Below are 481 nucleotides of genomic sequence, written 5' to 3' on the forward strand. Positions count from 1 at the left end.
GGCGCAGGTAAACGATATCCGGTGCGCTTGCTTCGTCGATCTTAACTTGGATCGTTCTTTCGCGTTCCAAGTCACCATTATTCTTGCGAACCTCTATGCGCGGTTTAAAGGTCCCATTCGTATCCTCGAGCGCGTCCGACCCGCATGTCAGACGGTACGGCTTCTCCTCGTCCGGATCACAGTCTTCTTCATCCTTCCATTCGTAATCGAGTTCAGCTGATCCATCCGGGTCGTACGCCGAGACCTCATAGTGAATCTTCGCACCCTCTCGAACGGTATCGGGATAGGCCTCACCGTCCCAGCGGAGGCGGCGCTCCAGGGTGTCCGTCTCATTATCACCGAGGCCGATCTCCATGGTGCGCTCGACGCGGGATATGCGCGGGCGCCGCTCGTCGTCCTCGAACTCGATGGTCCGTTGCGAGTCCGTCGTCCGGTCGTCCTCGGTGCTCGACACCTGGATCTTTATGTCGCCGGCTGAGTC

Annotated in this window: 1 protein-coding gene; it reads right to left on the reverse strand. The window is 58.6% G+C overall.

Features of this window, described 5'->3' with window-relative positions; translation table 11 throughout:
• A partial coding sequence (locus tag CKO28_RS27960; RefSeq protein ID WP_200344829.1) for a hypothetical protein occupies nucleotides 1–481 on the reverse strand: 481 nt, incomplete at both ends.

The organism is Rhodovibrio sodomensis (assembly GCF_016583645.1).
GTDB classification, from domain to species: domain Bacteria; phylum Pseudomonadota; class Alphaproteobacteria; order Kiloniellales; family Rhodovibrionaceae; genus Rhodovibrio; species Rhodovibrio sodomensis.